The sequence below is a fragment of the Enterococcus sp. AZ128 genome (assembly GCF_051714485.1).
Lineage (GTDB): Bacteria > Bacillota > Bacilli > Lactobacillales > Enterococcaceae > Enterococcus_A.
The window spans coordinates 312,529-327,696 of record NZ_JBIORZ010000003.1 but is presented as its reverse complement, the minus strand read 5'-3'; the positions used below and the strand labels follow the sequence as shown (position 1 = coordinate 327,696).

16 protein-coding genes and 1 other annotated feature (1 of these 17 only partly in view) are annotated in these 15,168 nt (G+C 42.3%); of the genes, 15 read left to right on the top strand and 1 reads right to left on the bottom strand.

Annotated features, from left to right (window positions below; genetic code table 11):
• Positions 1-177: a binding site (T-box leader), on the top strand; it begins 21 nt to the left of the window's first position.
• Positions 178-301: 124 nt separating this feature from the next.
• From epsC to IGI38_RS20335, 7 genes are all read left to right on the top strand, one after another.
• Positions 302-835 carry a serine O-acetyltransferase EpsC gene (gene epsC, locus IGI38_RS20365; protein WP_438733722.1) on the top strand — a complete coding sequence of 178 codons (534 nt, stop codon included), beginning with the start codon at positions 302-304 and terminating at the stop codon, positions 833-835.
• A complete protein-coding gene (gene cysS, locus IGI38_RS20360) occupies positions 828-2,237 on the top strand; it encodes a cysteine--tRNA ligase (protein ID WP_438733721.1) in 1,410 nt (469 codons plus the stop codon). Before epsC ends, cysS begins: the two co-directional genes overlap by 8 nt.
• Positions 2,237-2,635 (top strand): Mini-ribonuclease 3, encoded by a 399-nt coding sequence (locus tag IGI38_RS20355; protein WP_438733720.1) that lies wholly within the window; start codon positions 2,237-2,239, stop codon positions 2,633-2,635. Before cysS ends, IGI38_RS20355 begins: the two co-directional genes overlap by 1 nt.
• On the top strand, positions 2,625-3,458 hold the full coding sequence (rlmB, locus tag IGI38_RS20350) for a 23S rRNA (guanosine(2251)-2'-O)-methyltransferase RlmB (RefSeq protein WP_438733719.1): 834 nt from the start codon (positions 2,625-2,627) through the stop codon (positions 3,456-3,458). The genes IGI38_RS20355 and rlmB overlap by 11 nt, the downstream gene beginning before the upstream one ends.
• Complete coding sequence (locus IGI38_RS20345; RefSeq protein ID WP_438733718.1) at positions 3,458-3,985, top strand: NYN domain-containing protein; 528 nt, start codon at positions 3,458-3,460, stop codon at positions 3,983-3,985. The genes rlmB and IGI38_RS20345 overlap by 1 nt, the downstream gene beginning before the upstream one ends.
• Positions 3,986-4,057: 72 nt before the next feature.
• Positions 4,058-4,615, top strand: coding sequence for a sigma-70 family RNA polymerase sigma factor (locus IGI38_RS20340; RefSeq protein ID WP_438733716.1), 558 nt, complete (start codon positions 4,058-4,060; stop codon positions 4,613-4,615).
• A 111-nt stretch (positions 4,616-4,726) separates the two neighbouring features.
• Positions 4,727-4,972, top strand: coding sequence for a Veg family protein (locus IGI38_RS20335; protein WP_010742697.1), 246 nt, complete (start codon positions 4,727-4,729; stop codon positions 4,970-4,972).
• Positions 4,973-5,000: 28 nt separating this feature from the next.
• Here IGI38_RS20335 and mscL read toward each other — a convergent pair whose 3' ends face one another.
• Positions 5,001-5,441, bottom strand: coding sequence for a large conductance mechanosensitive channel protein MscL (mscL, locus tag IGI38_RS20330; protein WP_438733714.1), 441 nt, complete (start codon positions 5,439-5,441; stop codon positions 5,001-5,003).
• 353 nt (positions 5,442-5,794) lie between these two features.
• On the opposite strand from mscL, the gene yfmF reads away from it, so the two are divergent.
• The 8 genes from yfmF (at position 5,795) to rny (ending at position 15,113) form a co-directional block, all read left to right on the top strand.
• On the top strand, positions 5,795-7,057 hold the full coding sequence (gene yfmF, locus IGI38_RS20325) for an EF-P 5-aminopentanol modification-associated protein YfmF (protein WP_438733713.1): 1,263 nt from the start codon (positions 5,795-5,797) through the stop codon (positions 7,055-7,057).
• A complete protein-coding gene (gene yfmH / locus IGI38_RS20320; protein WP_438733712.1) occupies positions 7,050-8,342 on the top strand; it encodes an EF-P 5-aminopentanol modification-associated protein YfmH in 1,293 nt (430 codons plus the stop codon). Before yfmF ends, yfmH begins: the two co-directional genes overlap by 8 nt.
• Position 8,343: 1 nt before the next feature.
• A complete protein-coding gene (gene ymfI / locus IGI38_RS20315; protein WP_438733711.1) occupies positions 8,344-9,069 on the top strand; it encodes an elongation factor P 5-aminopentanone reductase in 726 nt (241 codons plus the stop codon).
• Positions 9,070-9,256: 187 nt separating this feature from the next.
• Entirely contained in the window at positions 9,257-10,126 is an 870-nt protein-coding gene (locus IGI38_RS20310) for a RodZ domain-containing protein (protein ID WP_438733710.1), read from the top strand.
• A 31-nt stretch (positions 10,127-10,157) separates the two neighbouring features.
• Positions 10,158-10,739 carry a CDP-diacylglycerol--glycerol-3-phosphate 3-phosphatidyltransferase gene (gene pgsA, locus IGI38_RS20305; RefSeq protein WP_438733709.1) on the top strand — a complete coding sequence of 194 codons (582 nt, stop codon included), beginning with the start codon at positions 10,158-10,160 and terminating at the stop codon, positions 10,737-10,739.
• Positions 10,740-10,882: 143 nt separating this feature from the next.
• A complete protein-coding gene (locus IGI38_RS20300; RefSeq protein ID WP_438733707.1) occupies positions 10,883-12,130 on the top strand; it encodes a competence/damage-inducible protein A in 1,248 nt (415 codons plus the stop codon).
• Positions 12,131-12,254: 124 nt separating this feature from the next.
• The gene (gene recA / locus IGI38_RS20295) at positions 12,255-13,304 is read left to right on the top strand and encodes a recombinase RecA (protein ID WP_438733706.1); all 1,050 of its coding nucleotides are present in this window, start codon (positions 12,255-12,257) and stop codon (positions 13,302-13,304) included.
• A gap of 252 nt (positions 13,305-13,556) precedes the next feature.
• Positions 13,557-15,113 carry a ribonuclease Y gene (gene rny, locus IGI38_RS20290; protein ID WP_438733704.1) on the top strand — a complete coding sequence of 519 codons (1,557 nt, stop codon included), beginning with the start codon at positions 13,557-13,559 and terminating at the stop codon, positions 15,111-15,113.
• Positions 15,114-15,168 lie beyond the last annotated feature (55 nt).

Genomic DNA, 15,168 nt, shown 5'->3' with positions numbered 1-15,168 from the left:
AGTAGCAAGCGGCGATTTTTCAGAGAGACTGCGGTTGGTGAAAGCAGTCAAATCAATACTTGCGAAATGCATCTCCGAGTGGTCTCAGCGATACGTAGCTGAGGACGGTTCACAGACGTTACCTGTTTCAAGGCATCATTGCAAACAAAAGTGGGACCACGTTAAAGCGTCTTTTGAGGAAACTCAAAAGACGCTTTTTTGTTCGCAGTGTATAGAGATTAAAATCAACCTTTTTAACAGAAAGGTTGTTGGTTGGTATGAGGAATAAAAAGGAAATACATAAAAAAAGGAGTTGAGGTAAATGGGATGGTGGCAAGAAGCAATCGCAGCGGCAAAACGGAATGATCCGGCAGTCAGGACAGGTGCGGAAGTAGTCCTTACATATCCAGGTGTTCATGCTTTATTTTTCCATAAATTCTCGCATTTTCTTTACCGGCATCAGTGGTTTTTGTTGGCACGGATTCACTCGCAATTTTGGCGGTTTTTGACGGGGATCGAGATTCATCCAGGTGCCAAAATCGCTCCGGGTGTTTTTATAGATCATGGAATGGGTGTAGTGATCGGTGAAACAGCGGAAGTGGAACGAGATGTTGTGTTGTTTCACGGTGTAACGTTAGGCGGTACAGGAAAAGATACGGGGAAACGACATCCAACAGTGCGCAAGGGGGCCTTTATCTCTGCGAACGCACAAATATTGGGACCAATCGAGATTGGCGAAAGAGCCAAGATCGGTGCTGGGGCGGTTGTATTAAATAATATACCGGCTGACGCGACCGCGGTGGGTGTACCAGCAAAAGTGGCTAGATTAAAAGGGGAGAAGGTTCAACATGATTAAAATACACAATACATTGACACGAGAAAAAGAGATTTTCAAACCAATTGAAGAAAATAAAGTCCGAATGTATGTCTGCGGACCAACGGTTTATAACTATATCCATATCGGAAATGCCCGCAGTTCGATTGCTTTTGACGTGATTCGCCGATATTTCGAATATCGCGGGTATGAGGTGAACTATGTCTCAAATTTTACTGATGTAGATGACAAAATCATCAAAGCAGCGAAGGAATTATCGATCACTGCACCAGAAGTAGCGGATCGTTTTATTGAAGCGTTTGAAGAAGATACCGCGGCATTAAACGTGAAACCCGCGACCTTGCATCCGCGCGTCATCAATCATATTCCTGATATTTTGGCGTTTATCGAAGTGTTGATTGAAAAAGGTTACGCGTATGAAGCAGAAGGGGATGTGTATTACCGTACACGAAAATTTGAACACTACGGCGAATTAAGCGACCAATCAATCGACGAGCTGGAAGTTGGCGCGAGTCAACGTACTGGCGCGGAACAGGCGATCAAAGAAGACCCATTAGATTTTGCATTATGGAAAAGCGCAAAGCCGGGTGAGATTTCATGGCAATCTCCATGGGGGGAAGGCCGTCCGGGGTGGCATATCGAATGTTCAGTAATGGCGACAAAACATTTAGGGAATACGATCGATATCCATGGCGGAGGCCAAGACTTGGAATTTCCTCACCATGAGAATGAGATTGCTCAAAGTGAAGCGAAGACAGGTCAACGGTTTGCGAACTATTGGATGCATAACGGCTATGTAACGATTGGCGAAGATGATGCGAAAATGAGCAAATCCCTAGGAAACTTCGTGACGGTTCACGATTTGGTTAAGAAGATTGATCCGCAAATTTTACGCTTTTTCATGGCAACGACTCAATACCGTCGTCCGATCCGTTACAGTGAAACAACTATGAAAGATGCCCAGGCGAATCTGCAAAAATTACGGACGGCTTTCGAGAATGCCGCCTTCCGTCAAACCACGGCAGAGGCAGAATTAGCGGATGACCAAGAGAAATTAGCTGAATTACATGCACTGAGAGATCGTTTTGTCGAAGAGATGGATGACGATTTTAATGCGGCGAATGGGATCACTGTGGCTTATGAATTAGCCAAATGGCTGAACCACTATAACGAACAGGAAAAGGTCTCTGAGGTGGTGCTGTCTGCGGTGTTGGAAGAATTCACAAAAATGATGGCCGTCTTCGGAATTGAATTTCAAGCAGCTGGTTTATTGGATGAAGAGGTTGATCGCTTGATTGAAGAGCGGAACCAGGCGCGTAAAGATAAAAATTTTGCCCGCAGTGATGAAATTCGGGATCAATTGAAAGATCAAGGAATTATTTTAGAAGACACCCCTCAAGGCGTCCGTTGGAGACGAGCATAATGACAGATTACAAACAATTAAACGCATTGGCACTTGCTTATGTTGGCGACGCAATCTATGAAACTTACGTGCGGGATCACCTTGTTCGAATGGGTCAGACGCGCCCGAATAAGCTGCATCACATGGCAACGCACTACGTATCAGCTAAAGCCCAAGCAACGTTGATCCAAAAGATGCTGGATGATGGTATGCTGACAGAAGAAGAGCAAGGAATCTATCGGCGCGGAAGGAATGCCAAAAGCTACACCTCTGCTAAAAATACCGATATCATGACTTATCGTATGTCTACTGGTTTTGAGGCATTGATGGGCTACTTGCATTTATTGGAGCGAAACGAACGATTGGAAGAGCTGATCGTGTGGTGTTTAGAGAAAGCAGGCGAAGCAAATGAAGGATAAAAAGCAATGGCGAGGAAACGATCGACGCAACCAGCGGAAAAATGATCGACCAAAAGACCGTCGTAAAGAACCGAACGATCCGATTGAACCAGAAGAAACTAATTTTGTCTTTGGACATCATGCCAGTGTTGAAGCATTGCAGGCTGGACGAGGCAATAAATTATTTTTACAAGAAGATGCGCATGGCGAAAAAATCGATCAATTGAAGGCATCGGCAAAAGAACAAGCGGTTCCGGTGAAATGGGTACCGAAACAAAAATTAGATACGTTAAGCGATGGCGGGGTTCATCAAGGAGTCGTTTTAGGAATAACGCCTTATGAATATTTAACGTTAGATGACTTGCTGGGAAAAATTTCTACGGAGGAAGCACCCTTCTTGCTGATTTTAGACAGTCTGGAAGATCCGCACAATTTTGGATCGATCTTACGAACGGCAGATGCCAGCGGTGTGTCGGGAGTGATTATTCCTAAGCATCGTTCAGTCGGTATAACATCCGTCGTGACGAAAGCATCAACTGGGGCAGTGGAATATGTGCCGATCGCCCGAGTGACGAATTTGGCTCAAAGTATCAAACAGCTGAAGGAGGCCGGTTATTGGGTTTTCGGTACGGACATGGAAGGTACGGATTATCGCCAGTGGAAAGTTTCTGGACCGATCGCTTTGATCATCGGCAATGAAGGGAAGGGAATGAGTGCAGGCTTGAAAAAGGACGTCGATGAAATGTTGACGATTCCGATGACTGGTCATGTGCAAAGCTTGAATGCGGGCGTGGCTGCGGGTCTGTTGATGTACGAAGTCTTCCGAAAGCGAAGTGAACCGTAATGAAAAAACAATTGTTGATCGTTGACGGCTACAATATGATTGGTGCTTGGCCGGAATTGACCGCATTGAAGAATCAAGATCGTTTAGAAGAGGCGCGTGAAGCATTATTGTTTCGTTTATCGAACTTTGCGAAATACCAAGGTCTTGAAACGATCATTGTGTTTGATGCCCAATTTGTTCCTGGAATCACGCAAAGCTATAAAAAATACCAGCTGACCGTTGTATTCACTAAAGAAGACGAGACCGCTGACAGCTACATTGAGCGGATCGCTGGCGAATTGAATGATCGTCTGACACAGGTAACTGTAGCGACCAGTGATTTAGCTGAACAATGGACGATTTTTTCTCAAGGCGCCCTACGAACCTCCGCCCGTGAATTATACAAAACCGTTCAAGACACGGAAGCATTAATTACCGGTGATACTAAAGATACGCATTTTAAAAATTTTCGCCGAAATTCTCCGTGGAATAATGAACAACTGCAAAAATTGTCACTAAAACTGGACGAATTAAGCCGAAAAAAATAAAGTTCGTTTTAGCACCCCTCTTATTTTTAGACAAAGTGTATGCTTTATCTTGTGAGAGGGGTGTTTTTTGGAATGGAAAAAAGGAAGAGTTCAGAAGAATTTGATAGTGTTACCTTTGAAGAAATGTTTAGTCAATACTTGCCAATCATTTACAGCATGCAATCTCGTTACCGAATTCGTGATTTTGATTTTGATGACTGGTTGCAGGAAGGGCGGATTGCATTAAATGATGCGCTACACAATTATCGCAAAGATCGTGGAACGACATTCGGTTTGTACTACAAAATGATTTTTGAAAATCGTATCCGTTCCCTTTTACGTCGCCAACAAGCAAAGAAGCGTTTTGCTCAACGGCAAGCGGTGTCACTTGAAAGAGTCGGTACGGAAGCCTACAGTGAGTATTTTCAATACCATGAGTTTACGGAAGAAAATATTTTTATCAGTGAAATAATTTTGACTGGTGAAATCGTATTTTCTTCTTTAGAGCAACGCGCATTGTACTATTATTTAAAAGGGGAAGAACCCTGTGCAATCGCCCAGCGTTTAAATGAAACAGAAAAAGCAATTCATAACGCCTTGAATCGAACGAAAAATAAAATTAAGAAAAAAATCTGCGACTCGGATGAATAATCTAAAGCGAATCCTTGTGATTAAGCAGATAATAATTTGCAAATTTTTTTATCTTATGATAACATTGAAAAGTTTTATATTTGTGCTATAATATATCTTGAGGTGAACTGTATGCCAACAACTTTAGCGACTATCAAGAAAAACTTGGAAGATCGTATTGGTGCTCCGATAATGCTTGTAGCTCAGACTGGACGCAAGCGTCAAACACAACGTAAAGGAATCTTGACCGAGACATATCCTTCCGTTTTTGTAGTTGATTTGGACCCAGAAGAAAATTCTTTCGAACGTGTTTCATACAGCTATTCCGATGTATTGACTCGCACAGTAGAGATCGAATTTTTAACAGAAGCAATTTAAAAACCATGGAGCATTTGCTCCATGGTTTTTATTTGTCTTCGAGGTTTTCTTGTGAAGCCTTATTTTGTTCTACTAAAAGATCGCGAATATCTGCTAAGTAATCTTCAGCTGTAGGGACCTTGACTTCAGGTACAGCAGCTTCTTCTTTGGTTGCAGTGTCTTTTGCTTTGTTCGCAGCTTTGACAATCAAAAATAGTACAAAACCAGTGATAACAAACGTGATCAACGCACTGACAACATCGCCAAAGGCAAAAGTCACTCCTTTAACCGGCGTCCAATCTAAAACGGACATTGCTTCGTTTAAATCTTTTCCTTTAGTAAATAATGAAACGATCAACCCAACTAACGGGGTAATCAGTCCGTTAACGACATTTGTTACAATTGCAGTAAATGCAGTACCAATAACAACACCAACAGCAAGATCAATGACGTTTCCTCGCATCAAGAACTCTTTAAATTCTTTGAACATCGTGTCACACCTCTCTCTTTGTCCTTATTTTCAGTATAGCGAAAGTAGAAAAAAATTTGAAATAAAACAGACTATCGGCCAAAGCTGAATCCAGTTCTTAGGACAGGGCTGTGCTATAATTAGCCTTAATGATAAGATGAAGAATACCCCACTAAATTTTGCCCATTCTCACCTGATCAGCAGAGGGCTGCGTGTATGAAAGCTTCATGGATCTTTCGAAAAAGAGACCATCATTGCTTGTCTTCAAATTTGCTTCACGAAAATGGATAAACAGTTAGTTGGATAGTATGAACATCAGATTTATTTTTCTATAGGAAAGATAAATACAATTTGTAGGAATAAGGAGCTTTGTGATGATCGAACTTAAAAAAGGCGTACGCCTGCACGTTATTACGACAAAAAAATATAAAACAATTCAATTATACGGGCGTTTTACAACCCGTTTGACGAAAGAAATCATGACCAAGAGAGCGTTGCTGGCTAACTTGCTGGAGACCAATTCTTTGCATTATCCAGATCAAACGAAATTGAGCGGACAATTGGCGGAGCTCTACGGGGCCAGCTTTGGACTAAATGTTGGACGCAAAGGGAATTTGCATTGGTTGGATATCGGCTTAGGAGTTGTGAATGGAAAATATGTCGACGATTCAACATTGTTGCCGGCAGTCATGGATTTTCTGCGGGAGGTTTTATTCTATCCTAATATTCATGACGGAAAATTTGATGAACAAACTTTCCAATTAGAAAAAGAAAACCTGCAAAGCTATATCGAGACACTGCACGAAGACAAACAAACGATGGCTTCGTTAAAGATCAAAGAGACTTACTTCACAGATGAAGCACAAAAATTACCAAGTTTCGGTACCGTCTCTGATTTGGAAAATGAAACAAGTGAAGGGCTGGCGGCGTATTACCATGAAATGATCACTCAAGATCAAGTCGACTTATTTGTAATTGGTGACGTGGAGGAAGCGGAAATGCTGGCGTTGTTCAAACAGCTGCCGTTTGTTGATCGGGAGGAAAGCTCTCCTGATATCTATTATTACCAAGCAAATGATAATGTGATCCGTGAGCAGCAGGTTCAAGAAACGGTGACACAGGGCAAATTAAACTTGGCTTATGCCACAGATGTTTACTATGAAGACAGCAATCGTTTTTCGTTGCTTGTTTTTAATGGACTATTCGGCGGATTCCCGCATTCGAAACTATTTATGAATGTGCGAGAAAAAGCAAGCTTAGCTTATTACGCTTCTAGCTCTTTTGATACTTTCCGCGGATATTTACAAGTACAGACAGGTATTAACAGCGATAACCGTGAGAAGGTCCTGCATTTGATCAATGAACAATTGATCGAGCTGCAAGCTGGCAACTTTACAGATCTAGCGTTCCAGCAAACGAAAGCGATGTTGAAAAATCATTACCTGTTAGGCTTAGACAGTATGCAAAATACGATCGAGACAACTTACTTGGCGCAGTGGTTGCCGCAAAGTAAACTAACAGACGAAGAGTGGCTGAGACGTCTAGCGGCTGTGACACCAAAAGATGTCCAAAAAGTTGCGGAAAAAATTCGTCTGCAAGCGATCTTCTTTTTAGATGGAGGACAGCAGAATGGTTAAAGTGGCATATCAGAAAATCAATGAGACATTATATAAAGAGGTTTTACCCAACGGCTTAACCGTTTATTTGTTGCCAAAAGCGGGTTATCACAAAACATATGGTTTGTTTAGTACCAATTATGGTTCGATTGATAATGAATTTATTCCCCGCGGCGGAACAGAATACATCAAAGTTCCCGATGGTATTGCTCATTTCCTAGAGCATAAGATGTTTGAAAAAGAGGATGGAGATGTTTTCCAAAAATTCGGTGAACAAGGAGCTTCCGCGAATGCTTTCACCAGCTTTACCCGGACGAGTTATTTGTTCTCCACAACGGACCAAATGGAGTTGAATTTGGCGACGTTGTTGGATTTTGTTCAAGAGCCTTATTTCACTGAAGAATCCGTCCAAAAAGAACAAGGAATCATAGGTCAAGAGATCCAAATGTATCAGGATGATCCAAGCTGGCAGCAGTTTTTTGCTATCTTGAAGAATATGTATCCAAAGCATCCGCTGCATATCGATATTGCGGGTACGATCGATTCGATTGCGGAGATCACTGCTGAAGATCTATACACTTGCTATAATACGTTCTATCATCCTAGCAACATGACGTTGTTCGTTGTGGGAAATCTGGAACCAGAGGCTTTGATGGCGTTTATTCGTGAAAACCAAGCGCAAAAAACATTTGAAGCACCAGAACCGATTCAACGTCGTTTTCCGCAAGAAACTCCAGAGGAGATCATCAAGTTCAGTGAAGAAAAAATGCCGATTACGATGCCAAAAGCAATCGTAGGTATCAAAGGCCTGGCGGAGCTGCCTGTGGATGACAAAAAGCGCTTGATCTTTAAAGTTTCAATGGGGTTGTTGTTCCAAATGTTGGTTGGAAACACGTCACAAAATTATTTACGATTGTATAACGAAGGACTGTTGGATGACAGTTTCGGGTATGAATTTTCAATGGATCGCAGCTTCTACTTCGCTGACTTCGGCGGAGATAGCGAAGAACCGCAAAAGCTAGCAGACCGTTTAACCGAGATTTTGCTGCATTTTTCTACTGATCCAGAGGTCAATGAAAAAAATCTGGTGTTGTTGAAGAAAAACATGCTAGGCAAATATTTCCAATCATTGAATTCGCTAGAATATGTGGCCAATCAATTCACCCAATCTCTATTTGGCGAATGGACCTTGTTCGATATGCCGGAAATTATTCAGGATATTGAACTAGAAGATGTCTTGGCTGCAGGTGAACTATTTATCCAAGAAGAAGCCTTCACACGCTTCTATATGGAGAAGGAGGCTTAGGATGCCTTATGCATTAGTGATGGGCGCAAGCGGCGACATCGGGCAAGCCGTTTGCGAAAAATTGGCGGGACAAGGATGGTCTCTCTACTGCCACTATAATCAACAAAAAGAAAAAGTCTTAAATTTCGTTTCAGACTTACAGAAACGTTATCCTCAGCAAGATTTTTTTATGGTATCCTTAGACATGTTGAAGGAAGCGGAAATTCCCCAGTTTTTGCAACAGTTATTTCGTGTTGACGGGATCATTTTTGCTTCAGGTTTTACTTTTTACGAGTTACTGCCGGAGACCAAAGCTGATCAAATGGATGCCTTGTGGCAGGTCCATTTGAAAACACCGCTGCTTTTATTGCAAGGTTTGCAGGAAAAGCTGGCTGCTAATAAAGCCGGCCGAGTTGTTTTTATCGGGTCCGTTTATGGACACAGAGGAAGCAGCATGGAGACGGTGTATAGTGCTGTTAAGGGTGCGCAAGAAGCTTTTGCAAAAGCTTATGCAAAAGAAGTTGCGACTTTAGGTATTACTGTCAATGTGGTGGCACCTGGTGCTGTACAGACGAAGATGAATGATGATTGGACGCCACAAGAATTGTCTGATCTGAAAGCAGAGATACCATTGGGCCGTTTAGCTGATCCCAAAGAGATCGCGGCTGCCTGCAATTATTTATTCTCAAAAGAAGCCAGTTATACTACCGGCATCGTTTTGCCTGTCGCTGGCGGCTGGATGGAGTAGCAACGAGAATTGAGTCATTCGTACAAATTAGAATTCCAGTTCAACTTTTCTCAGTTTTTGAAGAACTTGGAGAAAGTCATGGATAGAATCAACTCAGTGCGCAACGCGTTTTAGTTGGATGATATACGTGATGAAAAAATGAATACTTTATTATGAATCTTATTATGAATTAGGAGTAGAGAATCAAGTGGCTAGTATTAATATTGGAGAAACGTTACGCAAAGCCCGTATCGATAAAAAAATCAGTTTAGATGAACTGCAGCAGCGCACGAAAATCCAAAAACGTTATTTGCTGGCAATCGAAGAAAATGATTTTCAAGAATTGCCTAGTGATTATTATTTGCGGACATTTATTCGGCAATACGCTGATGAGGTGAAACTCGACGGCAATCATTTGATTGATGTGTTGGATGGCAAAGATCGGCCAGCACCATCCTATCCCGAGCTGGAGACCGTTGATGAACTGAGAAAAAATAAACATGCTGAAAATCCTACACGTGCTCGTTTTAGGGCGACGATGCCGATGGTGGTTTTAGGACTTGTGGCGTTAGCAATTATCGCTATAGTAGGGTACATAACTTGGTTAGATCATCAAGAGACTGCAATTATTCCAGAAAATAGTTCTGTTCAAGTTGAACGTTCAGAGTCTTCTTCATCGGAGGCGGAAAAAGTTTCGTCGTCACAACCAAAACAAACGACGGAATCATCCAAAAAACCAGAAAAACCAAAAATGGCATTTGCGATGGAAAACAACACGACAAACGCAGCGACAATGAAAGTTGAGAATGCGGAGAAACCATTGAAGGTGACCTTTACTGGTAAGGAACGCGTATGGGTTGGTGTGCAGATCAATGGTTCTTTGACCTATCAATATACATTGCAAGCAGGAGAGTCGCAAACAACTGAGTTGCCAAGTGATGCGGCCCAGGCAGTGATTACTGTCGGTATGGCAAAGTATGCGGAGATCAAAGTCAATGATCAGACACTTGATTTTCAACCGGGAGATTCGTTGCTGCAAAAGAACGTGACTCTGAATATCACCTACGCGTCTGAATGACGTGTGTAAATAGAATTAGGAGGAAACAACAATGAATTTACCAAATAAATTGACGGTCATTCGGATCTTTATGATTCCAGTGTTCATGATCGTTGTTCTAGCTCCGTGGGACTGGGGAACATTGCAAATCGGAAACACCAGTTTAGCTGTGACACAGCTAGTTGGGGCGATTATTTTTGCAATAGCCAGCTACACAGACCATTTAGACGGGAAAATTGCTCGTGCTCGTGGTTTAGTAACTAACTTCGGAAAATTTGCTGATCCATTAGCTGATAAAATGCTTGTAATGACAGCGTTCATTGTTTTAGTTGAACAAGGCAAAGCCCCTTCATGGGTGATTGCTATCATCGTTTGCCGCGAATTGGCGGTAACAGGTTTACGTCTGTTGATCGTAGAACAAGGCGGCGGTGTTATGGCCGCGGCAATGCCGGGAAAAATCAAGACGGCTACGCAAATGGTCGGAATCGTACTGCTTTATCTAAATAATGTACCATTTAATTTTATCGGTATCCCAATGGATCAAATCATGTTGTATGTCTGCTTATTCTTCACGATCTATTCAGGATACGACTATTTTGCTAAAAATACATCGATCTTCAAAGGCTCGATGTAATAGAAATTTGGAACGGCACTTTCGAGTGTCGTTCTTTTTTCGCAGTCATGTAAAGAGCAGAAAGTTTGTTAATCGCTCCTTAAATTGACTTTTTTCTGTTATAGTTGAGAAAAAATGCGTATCTTTAGAAAGAAGAGGAACAAATGAGAGCAGAAATTATTGCCGTGGGCACAGAACTTTTGTTGGGACAAGTGGTGAATACTAACGCGACTTTCTTATCGGAAAAATTGGCGGATATGGGAATCGAGGTCTATTTTCATACAGTCGTTGGCGACAATCCGCAACGCTTGGAAGAATTACTTCAGTTAGCAGACACACGCAGTGAATTGATTATCTTGTGCGGCGGTTTAGGTCCAACCGATGATGATTTAACAAAGAATGTCTTAGCCGACCATGTGGGCGTGCCGCTGGTTCAAAATCAAGAAGGATTAGAAGCACTAAATTCCTTCTTCACACAGCGTCAAAGCACGATGACACCGAACAATTTGCGACAAGTAGAAACGTTGCAAGATGGCATCCCATTACCGAACCGTACAGGTTTAGCGATCGGCTGTTTATATAAAGGTGAAAAGAATAATTATATTTTATTACCGGGACCACCAAGTGAATTAAAACCGATGTTCTTAGAACAAGCGCGTCCTCTATTGGAGAAAGAATTTCCGACAACAGAAAAATTAACTTCACGTGTATTACGCTTTTTCGGTATTGGTGAATCAAAATTAGTGACGGATCTGGCGGAAATGATCGAAAATCAGTCAAATCCGACGATCGCGCCTTACGCGAAACCAAATGAGGTAACATTGCGAATCACGGCGAAGACGGAAGATGACATTTCAGCTAATGCGTTATTGGATCAGGCAGAAGCAGAGATATTAGCAAAGGTCGGTGAATTCTTTTACGGCTACGGTGAAGAAAATAGCCTAGTCGAAGTTGTAGTTGATTTATTGAAAGAAAAGAACGCAAGTATCACAGCAGCAGAAAGTTTAACTGCTGGAGAATTCCAGTCAACGTTAGGGGCGATCTCAGGCGTTTCTGAGGTTTTTCCAGGCGGATTTGTCACTTATTCCAAGGCAACAAAAGCAAGCTTCTTAGGCATCGATCCAGCGCTGCTAGAGCGTGTTGGTGTTGTCAGTGCGGAGTGTGCGAAAGAAATGGCAGAAGCAGCATTGCGGCTTGCAGGAACTGATTACGCACTGTCCTTTACTGGCGTGGCCGGCCCCGATGAATTAGAAGACAAGCCTAAAGGAACAGTCTATATCGCTCTGGCTCAAAAAGCGGGAGAAACCCTTATTTCTGAAAATCATTTTACTCGTGATCGTTCTTATGTTCGCCATAGTTCAGTGATGAAGGGCTTGGACATGCTGCGAAGAGCAATTCTAAACAAAAATTAAAAATGCGAATGTTTGTTCGTTTTTTGCTTGCTTTTTTGATTTCAAACCGATAAACTAGGGATATTGAAAAAGCAATAATGATGTGGAAAGCATATTTTATTATACGAAATGGGAGGATCAGCTATTGGCTAACGATCGGAAAGCAGCTTTAGATGCTGCAATGAAAAAGATTGAAAAGAATTACGGAAAAGGTTCGATCATGAAATTAGGGGAAAAGGTCGATCAGAAAATTTCAACGATTCCAAGCGGCTCTTTGGCATTGGACGTTGCATTGGGTGTGGGTGGTTACCCTCGCGGACGGATCATCGAAGTTTACGGTCCAGAAAGTTCTGGTAAAACAACGGTAGCGCTGCACGCAATCGCGGAAGTCCAAAAACATGGCGGAACGGCAGCCTTTATCGATGCGGAGCACGCATTGGACCCTCAATACGCACAGCGTTTAGGTGTCAATATCGATGAGTTGCTGCTTTCACAACCAGATACTGGTGAACAAGGTCTAGAGATTGCGGATGCGTTGGTTTCTAGTGGCGCTGTTGATATCATCGTTATCGACTCAGTGGCAGCCTTAGTTCCCCGTGCCGAAATCGATGGTGAAATGGGTGACGCCCACGTTGGTTTGCAAGCTCGTTTGATGTCGCAAGCTTTACGTAAGTTATCAGGTTCTATCAACAAAACGAAGACGATCGCTGTCTTCATTAACCAAATTCGTGAAAAAGTCGGCGTAATGTTTGGGAATCCTGAAGTAACACCAGGCGGACGTGCATTGAAATTCTACGCGACTGTTCGTTTAGAAGTACGTCGAGCAGAACAATTGAAAAACGGTACGGATATCGTTGGTAACCGCACGAAGATCAAAGTCGTGAAAAACAAAGTTGCACCGCCATTTAAAGTGGCTGAAGTCGATATTATGTACGGATTAGGGATCTCACAAGAAGGCGAATTGCTGGATATGGCTGTTGAACAAGATATCATTGATAAGAGCGGTGCTTGGTATGGCTATAAAGAAGATCGGATCGGCCAAGGTCGTGAAAATGCGAAGAAATATCTAGCAGATCACCCAGAGATGATGGCTGAAGTAGCGACACGTGTCCGTGCAGCTTATGGCATCGGTGAAGAAGGCGACGTGACTAAAGCTGAAGAAGCCGGTCAAGAAGAATTACCACTAGATGAATAAAAAACAAATCGACACTAATGACGCAGCACTATTGCTTAGTCATTAGTGTTTTTTTATGGAAATTTCACAACAAAAAGAAGCGCTTCATTTATAAGGCTGGCAAAAGGGAAATAAAGTTGACACGCTATCAGACAAACATTAGAATAAAGTTGTGTGACTCTCACACATATGCAAGTAGGCATATTGATAATTTGACATTCGTTTATCAAAAAACTACAGATAAGTAAATAAGATAGTACGGAGGTGGATTTAATGTTAGTTCCTATTCTCCTCGCTATCATCGGTTTAATTGTCGGTCTTGGTTTGGGTTTCGTGGTAGCAAAGTCTCGCCATGAAAAAGAAATTGATGGGGCACAAAACACAGCTAGAGGAATCATTACGCATGCAAATAAAGAAGCGGAGACCTTGAAGAAAGAAGCTTTGTTGGAAGCCAAGGAAGAAAACCAGCAGTATCGCGCACAAGTTGAAAGTGAGTTGAAAGAAAGCAGACAAGAGTTAAAATCACAAGAAAATCGCTTGCTTCAAAGAGAACAGACTTTAGATCGTAAAGATGATTCTCTAGAGAAGCGTGAGCACTCACTGGAAGAAAAAGAAACAAAAATCAGTGCTAGACAGCAATTAATTGACGAGCGAGAAAAAGATGTAGAACAACTGATTAATGAACAACAAACAAAATTGGAACAGGTTGCTTCTTTAACGAGAGATGAAGCGAAAGAAGTAATTATGAAGACGACGGAAGAGGAATTGAACCATGAATTAACGGTCATGGTCAAGGAATCTGAACAACGTGCGAAGGAAGAAGCCGATCGTAAAGCCAAGAATCTTTTGGCGATGGCTATTCAACGTTGCGGCGCCGACGCTGTTTCTGAAACGACTGTTTCGGTAGTCACATTGCCAAATGATGAGATGAAAGGTCGCATCATTGGACGTGAGGGCCGTAACATTCGGACACTGGAAACATTGACGGGGATCGATTTGATTATCGATGACACGCCAGAAGCAGTCGTTCTATCCGGCTTTGATCCAATCAGACGGGAAATTGCCCGGATGACATTAGAGAAGCTGATTCAAGATGGTCGGATTCATCCGGCACGGATCGAAGAAATGGTTGAAAAATCTCGCAAAGAAATGGATGAACGCATTCGCGAATATGGTGAACAAGCAGCCTTTGAAGTGGGCGCCCACACCTTGCATCCAGATTTGATCAAGATTTTAGGTCGTTTACATTTCCGGACCAGCTATGGTCAAAATGTATTGAATCACTCAGTGGAGGTTGCGAAATTAACGGGTGTCTTAGCCGCAGAGTTAGGCGAAGATGTTCAATTAGCGCAGCGTGCCGGATTGCTTCATGATATCGGTAAAGCACTGGATCATGAGATTGAAGGGTCACATGTCGAAATTGGTGCAGAACTTGCTGCCAAGTATCGTGAAAATTCTGTTGTGATCAATGCGATCGCCTCTCACCATGGAGATACAGAAGCAACTTCAGTAATCTCTGTTTTAGTAGCCGCTGCCGATGCAGTATCAGCTGCTAGACCAGGTGCACGGAGCGAGTCGTTAGAAAACTATATCCGCCGTTTGGAAAACTTAGAAAATATTTCGAATAGTTTTGACGGAGTTGATTCAAGCTTCGCTGTTCAAGCGGGACGTGAAGTACGTGTTATGGTTAAACCAGAAGAAATTTCTGATTTGGATTCTGTTCGTTTGGTTCGCGACATTCGTCGTAGAATTGAAGATGAACTGGATTATCCAGGACATATCAAAGTGGTTGTTATTCGTGAGACACGAGCAACCGATTACGCAAAATAGTAAAAAGCCTCAATTGTGAGGCTTTTTCTTTTTGCCTTTAAATGTAAATTTGAGT